Source organism: Pantoea sp. F_5, assembly GCF_008631595.1.
GTDB lineage: Bacteria > Pseudomonadota > Gammaproteobacteria > Enterobacterales > Enterobacteriaceae > Pantoea > Pantoea gossypiicola.
Genome location: NZ_VWUO01000002.1, coordinates 453,317 through 460,387 on the forward strand (window position 1 = coordinate 453,317; position 7,071 = coordinate 460,387).

A 7,071-nucleotide genomic window follows, 5' to 3' on the forward strand; every position below is an offset into this window, starting at 1 on the left:
AAAATCCAGTCCATGACACGCTCGGCCCGCGCGATGACGCACCTCATTTCTGAGGTGCGCCCGTTGCCGGGCCAACGCGTTGCGTTGTTCAAAAACGCTCCCGGCGTTTTTAGTACGCACCTCATCCCTGAGGTGCGCCCGTTGCCGGGCCAACACGTTGCGTTGTTCAAAAACGCTCCCGGCGTTTTTGTCACAGACGCGGGACGCTTTCCTCTTCTGACCCAGTTCCCTGCTCGTTAAACTTATTCGTTGCTGTGAGATTCAATATGATTTGGCATTCGCAGCGTTTACATGACAGAGCACTACCGCGCCACCCGTAATCCTCCCTCAATACCGCGACTGAACACAATCTGCCACAGCTGAATATCACGCGCGCGGAAGGCACCGGCACAGGCATTAAGGTAATAGGAGAACATCCGCTTGAAGCGTTCGCCATAGTTATCGGCCAGCTCCGGCCAGGCCTGCAAAAAGCGCTCATGCCAGGCCATCAGCGTTTTGTCGTAATCGGCCCCGAAGTTATGCCAGTCTTCCAGAATAAAATGCGGCTCGCTGGCATCCGCTACGTGACGCACCGAAGGCAGGCAGCCGTTAGGGAAGATATATTTGTCAATCCAGGGATCGACACTCATATCGGTTTTAATCGCGCCAATGGTGTGAAGAAGGAAAATACCGTCAGGTTTTAAATTACGATCGACCACATCAAAATAGGTGGCGTAATTCTTCGGCCCGACATGCTCGAACATGCCTACTGAAACGATGCGATCAAACTGCTCATTCAGATCGCGATAATCCTGCAACAGAATCGTGACATCTAATCCGCTACAGCGCTGCTGCGCCAGTTTCTGTTGTTCGGCGGAAATCGTCACGCCATGCACTTTGACGCCGTAATGACGTGCGGCAAATTCCGCGAGTCCGCCCCAGCCACAGCCGATATCCAACAGCGACATTCCGGGTTCCAGCGCTAATTTACGGCAAATCATATCCAGCTTGGCTTCCTGCGCTGTTGCCAGGGTCGTGGCCTCTTTCCAGTAGCCACAGGAATATTGCATATAGGGGTCAAGCATCCGTGAAAAGAGATCGTTACCCAGGTCGTAATGCTCTTTACCGACAATCCAGGCCCGCTTTTTCGACTGCAGATTGGTTAAGCGGGCAGCGGCGATGCGCAGCGTATCTTTAAAGTGATGCGGGAGTTGCTGATCGAGTTTATGTTTAAGCACCTGATGGAAGAAAATATCCAGCCGGTCGCACTCCCACCACCCATCCATATAGCTCTCGCCGAGCCCAAGCGATCCTTCCTGTAGAACACGCTTAAAAAAGCCGGGATGATTAATATGAATATCCCAGGGACGTGAACCATTAATTTCAATATCCGCTTTTTCCAGCATTTCGTGGACGATGCGATACCAATGGTTTTCTTCAGGACTCACTGCTTCTGCATAAGATGAACTCATAGCTTTTCCACCACCTGTCCAATCTGAACCTGAACAAAGAGTAGTCAATTTCGTCAGGCATTGAGAAACGGTACGGATGACTCCGCACAACGGTTGACTGTGTGATACAGAGGACTGCAATAGCCTGCAGCAGGTCGGTCAGGGTAAGAATAACGCGCGCAAATACCGTCCCGGCAACAGGGTACCAATCAGATTATTACGTTATTATATTGTTGATTTATTACAGATTTGTTGACCCGAATGAGTATATGCTCACGCGGGTCAATATTCAATGACTTATTGTTAGGAGGCTAACGAAAAAGTCAGTGTATCAGTGATTATCCTGGCAGGCAGGTTGCGGAGAGGCAACAACAGTTTGTGCGCTTGCGGTACGCTGCAGAGCGTAACCGAGTAGCGCCAGCAGAATCGTTACCGTCATTATCAGCGTAGTGGTAAACAGCGCCTGGGTTAATCCGGCAGAGACTGCCAGGCTTGCAGCAAAGCAGAGTCCGAGTTGTAAGGTGTTCTGCAATGCGGCTGCTTTACCGGTGGCGTGCGGGAAGGGCGTCAGCGCACTGGAAACCACAATCGGATAAATTGCGCCGTTAGCCAGCGCCATCCCACAGAACGGCACCATCAGGCTCACCAGCATGCTGTTGCCTGACAGTGCTACGGCAAACAGCGCCAGAATGCTCAGGCTGTAAATGCCCAGCAGCCACGGTAACAGCTGAGCGCCATGAAAGCGGTTGAGCATGGCGCGACAGCCGAATCCGCCAATCAAAAAGGCGAGCGTCTGGGGCACATAACTCAGGCCGATATCGGCGGGCGAAAGGCCCAGATCCGCCAGAATGAACGGCGAGCCGGTCAGCCAGGCAAAAAAACTGGCAGAACAGGCGGAGTAGATCAGCACGTTGCCGCTGTAGACCCGGGATTTCAACAGAGTGAGGAAGCCGGGCTGTGCTCCTTTTTCACGTGCTTCCGGGCGTACTGTGGGCAAACGCAGCGTGGTCAGAATCAACGCCACCGCAATCAGCGTCAGCACCAGGAAAATCGAACGCCAGTGGAAATGGCCGATCAGCCAGGCACCCAGCAACGGGGCCAGCGCCGGGGAGAGCGCAACCAGCGGCATAATCGTTGCAAAGACTTTGTTGGCGCGCGCGGCGGGGTAGCGATCCACTACCAGCGCCTGCCAGCTCACGGCCGCAGCACAGACGCCTATCGCCTGCACAAAGCGCAGCGTCAGCATCAGAGCAATATCATTCACCCACAACATGCCCGCACAGCCGACGCCAAACATGGCCAGTCCGGCCAGCAGTACGGGTTTACGGCCGATGCGATCGGAAAGCGGTCCCCAGAAGAGCTGACCTACGGCGAAGCCCGCCAGGAACAGACTCATACTGGCGCTGATCAGACCAGGCGAGGTGTTAAATGTTTGCTGCATCGCACCAAAGGCGGGCAGATACATGTCAGTGGCTAAAAAGCCGAGCATGCTCAGCAGGGCAAGATAGGGCATAAATCCTTTATTCGACAGCATCTCATTCTCATTTTTGCAGGATAAACGCGGCAGAGTGTAAAAGGTGCGTTTGCCGCTGTGAAACGGTAATATTTGCCGGTTGCTGTTAAAATTTTTGAAGGCAGATTATGTGGTCAGAATATGCATTAGAGGTCGTTGACGCGGTTGCCCGCGGAGGCAGCTTCAGCGCAGCCGCGCAGGAGCTGCATCGGGTACCTTCTGCCATCAGCTATACAGTGCGTCAGCTGGAGAACTGGCTGGCGGTGCCGCTGTTCGAACGCCAGCATCGTGAAGTGGTGCTGACGCCTGCAGGGGAGCATTTTGTCCGGGAAGGGCGCAGCGTCATCAAAAAAATGCTTGCCACACGGCGGCAGTGTCAGCAGCTGGCCAACGGCTGGCGCGGGCAGCTCAGCATTGCTGTTGACCGTATTGCCAAACCTCAGCGTACCCGACAGCTGGCCAAAGATTTCTATCGCCACTTCCCCGATATGGAACTGATCATCAGCTACGAAGTGTTTAACGGTGTCTGGGATGCACTGGCCGATGGCCGGGTGGAAGTCGCAATTGGTGCCACGCAGGCGATTCCGGTGGGGGGACGGTTTGCGTTTCGTGATATGGGTACGCTCAACTGGCGCTGCGTGGTCGCGCCCGATCATCCTCTGACGCAGGCGAGCAAGATAGATGACGACACGCTGCGTAGCTGGCCGTCCCTGGTACTGGAAGATACATCACGCGCACTACCGCGTCGAATGACATGGACGCTGGATAACCAGCGCAGGCTGGTGGTGCCGGAGTGGCAAACCGGACTGGAGTGCGTGCAGGCGGGCTTGTGCGTGGCGATGGTGCCGGGTCATCTGGCAAGGCCACTGCTCGACACTGGCGAGCTGGTGGAGCTGACGCTGCCGGTGGCATTTCCGGACAGTCCCTGTTGCGTTAGCTGGGCAGAGGATCGCGCATCACCGGCGACAGGCTGGTTGCTCAGCTATCTGGGTGATGCGCGAACGCTTAATCAGGAGTGGTTAAGCGAGGATTAGCGGCGATAGTCGCGGAACGGACCATCAGCTACTGAACGCCGCTCAATCAACGTCGGATGGACCTCAATCGTTTGTGACACTTCGCGCTTACTGGTAATGCGGTCGAGCAGCATATCCAGCGCCTTCTCACCCAACTGGGCTTTAGGCTGATGCACCGTGGTCAGGGCAGGGGCGAAATAGCGTGCGTTGCGCACATTATCATAACCGATAACCGAAATATCCTGCGGCACGCGCAGACCCATTTCGTCGGCGGCGCAAATGGCCCCCATCGCCATGATGTCGCCGCCGCAGAACACGGCGGTCGGGCGCTGCTTTTGCGACAGGATCTGCTGCATCGCCTGATAGCCCGACTCCGGCTCAAAGTCACCCTGCACAATCCACTCCGCGCGTGGCTGAATACCCGCTTCTTCCAGCGCCTTCAGGAAGCCGGCATGACGTCCGCCGCCGGTGTTACGCTCCATCTGACCGGGAATCGCACCAATATCACGGTGTCCACGTTCAATCAGATAGCGTCCCGCCAGATAGCCACCCTGGAAAGCATTATCCAGGACCGTGTCGGTGAAGTCTGCGCGCGATTCGCCCCAGTCCATCACCACCATCGGGATATTGCGGTTCTCTTCCAGCATCTGCAGCAGATCGTCCGGATACTCAGAGCACATCACCAGCAGGCCATCGACGCGCTTCTGCGCCATCATGCTGAGGTAGGCGCGCTGTTTTTGCAGGTCGTTATGCGCATTCCCCAGAATCAGCGTATAACCTTTATCAAAACAGTGATTTTCAACCGCCTCAATAATTTCAGCGAAATAGGGCGCTTCGCTGGACGTGGCAAGCAGACCCAGCGTCCTGGTGTGGTTTACTTTCAGGCTGCGCGCGACAGCGCTCGGCGAGTAGTGCAATTCTTTAATTGCCTGCCAGACCGCCTCGCGCGTCTCTTCAGCGACAAAGCGGGTTTTATTGATGACGTGCGAAACGGTGGTCGTTGAGACGCCAGCGCGTTTCGCCACATCTTTAATTGTTGCCATGAAAATCGGACTCCATTGCTTACCTAACTCTATGATAAGCGTAATGTTAAACGTTTGCGTCTTCTCAGGGAATTTTCCGCAAAAATACGGTTTTTCTGGCCGGTAAACAGGCTGCTGGCGGAGAAAAAACGCCTGAAAAGATGCGCAAACGGAATCAGGGTTGCGCGCGTTGCGCAACAAAGGCGGGATTCTAACAAGGCTGAACGGATAAAACGAGATTTTTACCAGGTCATGTGGGAAAATGCCATATCCCTACAAAGTGTGTGACTAAGGAGCAGGTAATGAGTACTGATTTGAAACTGGCTTTGATGACTACTGTCGGCTGTCTGCTGATGATTGTGGCCTTTAGTTTTACTGCCATTCTGCACTAATAAAAAAGCCGGGATTATCCCGGCTTTTTTCGAACTGTAGTGCTGATCAGCGAATGTTTTTCGGCGTCATCACACGACGCGCACCAATATAGTGGCGCTGCCAGTAGTCTTCCCCTAATGCACTGATCTGAATATCTTTGCCGGTACGTGGCGACTGAATAAACTTGCCATTGCCCAGGTAAACGCCGACGTGATCCGCAGTACCGCGGCCGTTAATGCGGAAGAAGACCAGATCGCCTTTCTCCAGCGATTCACGCTTGATTGGCGCAGCGTCACGCAGGTGATACATCTCGTTAGCGGTACGCGGGATCTTGAACTTCACCAGATCTTTATAGGCATACCAGACCAGACCGCTGCAATCGAAACCAGTATGTGGTGAGGTGCCGCCCCACAGATAAGGTTTACCCAGCTGTCCCATCAGCTTAGTCATCGCGGTTTCGCGCGCTTTCTGGTAGCGCTGACGGTGAGATTTGCTCATTTTAATCGTGCCAGGTTCGCTGGTGGTGACCTCAGCGGTTTTCAGCAGGCGCTGATGACCATAGCGTTTTTTTTCTTTATTTTTGCTGATACGGGCGGTTTTAAGCGAGGTCTTCTTAGCTGGCGTCTGTTGAGCAGTGAGTTCGACTTTTTTCTGTTTTTTCGTTTTAAGTTTTTGAACAGGGCTGAGGCGAGTTTTTTTGGTCACCGTTTTTACCTGGCGACGCTTGCGGCGCTCATCGTCGCGCGCGCTCTTTTTTTCTGCTTTATGCGTACTCACGTTCACCGGCGCGTGCGGGGAAGCAGCAGCGACGTTGAAAAACAGTTGCGCAAAGGCCAGCATGAAAAGCGTAATGATTAAACGCATAGTCCGTTGATTAGTTAAGTTGTCAGGGCCACTACGCACCGCGACAAAGTTGAGATTAATCTGATCCAGGATCAGTGCCCAGGCCATTCTAGTTCAGTTCTTTTAAAAACTGTAATGCCTTTTAATATTAATCTTTGCAATCTACGCAATCGCGCTGAAAATGAACATTTTCAGCGTCTTATATCAACGAAATTATTACGAATTATTAAACTGTTACCCGCTGTTAATAATCAGGCGTTCAGGCGTCCGGAAGCGGAACTTAACAATGATGGCGATTTAATCGGACAGCGGTAAAATCTCGTTTTCAGTCACGCTGCGAAGTCGCTACAATAAACAAACACGAAGTAACGAATTAAGGAAGGCAATTATGAGTACTGTAGAAAAAATTCAGCGCCAGATCGCAGAAAACCCGATCCTGCTGTACATGAAAGGTTCGCCGAAACTGCCAAGCTGCGGTTTCTCTGCACAGGCGGTGCAGGCACTGTCAGCCTGCGGTGAGCGTTTTGCTTACGTGGATATTCTGCAGAACCCGGACATTCGTGCAGAGCTGCCAAAGTATGCCAACTGGCCTACCTTCCCGCAGCTGTGGGTAGACGGTGAACTGGTCGGTGGATGCGATATCATCGTTGAGATGTTACAGCGTGGTGAACTGCAGTCGCTGATTAAAGAGACCGCAGAAAAGTTTAAAGAAGCAGTGACTAGTCCTGGCATAGGTTGACACGTTATGCCGTTAAAACGCCTGATGCACTGCATCAGGCGTTTTGTATTTCAGCGACAGATGTGGCCGCTGACTGTTATAGATTTCTACTGACTCTGCCACCATCCTCCCTGCCTGAGCAACATCTTCCGGCCGGGTT

8 protein-coding genes are annotated in these 7,071 nt (G+C 53.3%); 3 read left to right on the forward strand and 5 right to left on the reverse strand.

Annotated elements, in window-relative coordinates; genetic code table 11:
* Positions 1–302 precede the first annotated feature (302 nt).
* Together cfa and punC are read right to left on the reverse strand one after the other, a co-directional pair.
* A complete protein-coding gene (cfa, locus tag F3I44_RS04635) occupies positions 303–1,451 on the reverse strand; it encodes a cyclopropane fatty acyl phospholipid synthase (protein ID WP_150019307.1) in 1,149 nt (382 codons plus the stop codon).
* A 310-nt stretch (positions 1,452–1,761) separates the two neighbouring features.
* A complete protein-coding gene (gene punC / locus F3I44_RS04640) occupies positions 1,762–2,964 on the reverse strand; it encodes a purine nucleoside transporter PunC (RefSeq protein WP_150012840.1) in 1,203 nt (400 codons plus the stop codon).
* Positions 2,965–3,071: 107 nt separating this feature from the next.
* Here punC and punR point away from each other — a divergent pair, with 107 nt between their 5' ends.
* On the forward strand, positions 3,072–3,977 hold the full coding sequence (gene punR / locus F3I44_RS04645; protein WP_150012842.1) for a DNA-binding transcriptional activator PunR: 906 nt from the start codon (positions 3,072–3,074) through the stop codon (positions 3,975–3,977).
* On the opposite strand, the gene purR is transcribed toward punR, so the two are convergent.
* Complete coding sequence (gene purR / locus F3I44_RS04650) at positions 3,974–4,999, reverse strand: HTH-type transcriptional repressor PurR (protein WP_150012844.1); 1,026 nt, start codon at positions 4,997–4,999, stop codon at positions 3,974–3,976. The two genes, punR and purR, sit on opposite strands and share 4 nt — an antisense overlap.
* A gap of 281 nt (positions 5,000–5,280) precedes the next feature.
* On the opposite strand from purR, the gene F3I44_RS04655 reads away from it, so the two are divergent.
* A complete protein-coding gene (locus F3I44_RS04655) occupies positions 5,281–5,370 on the forward strand; it encodes a YnhF family membrane protein (RefSeq protein WP_095707274.1) in 90 nt (29 codons plus the stop codon).
* Positions 5,371–5,416: 46 nt separating this feature from the next.
* On the opposite strand, the gene F3I44_RS04660 is transcribed toward F3I44_RS04655, so the two are convergent.
* A complete protein-coding gene (locus F3I44_RS04660) occupies positions 5,417–6,214 on the reverse strand; it encodes a C40 family peptidase (RefSeq protein ID WP_150019316.1) in 798 nt (265 codons plus the stop codon).
* Between the two features lie 364 nt (positions 6,215–6,578).
* Here F3I44_RS04660 and F3I44_RS04665 point away from each other — a divergent pair, with 364 nt between their 5' ends.
* A complete protein-coding gene (locus F3I44_RS04665) occupies positions 6,579–6,932 on the forward strand; it encodes a Grx4 family monothiol glutaredoxin (protein ID WP_190286002.1) in 354 nt (117 codons plus the stop codon).
* 12 nt (positions 6,933–6,944) lie between these two features.
* Here F3I44_RS04665 and F3I44_RS04670 read toward each other — a convergent pair.
* Positions 6,945–7,071: integrase core domain-containing protein (locus F3I44_RS04670; protein ID WP_150019289.1), on the reverse strand; the 127-nt coding region annotated here is incomplete at its 5' end.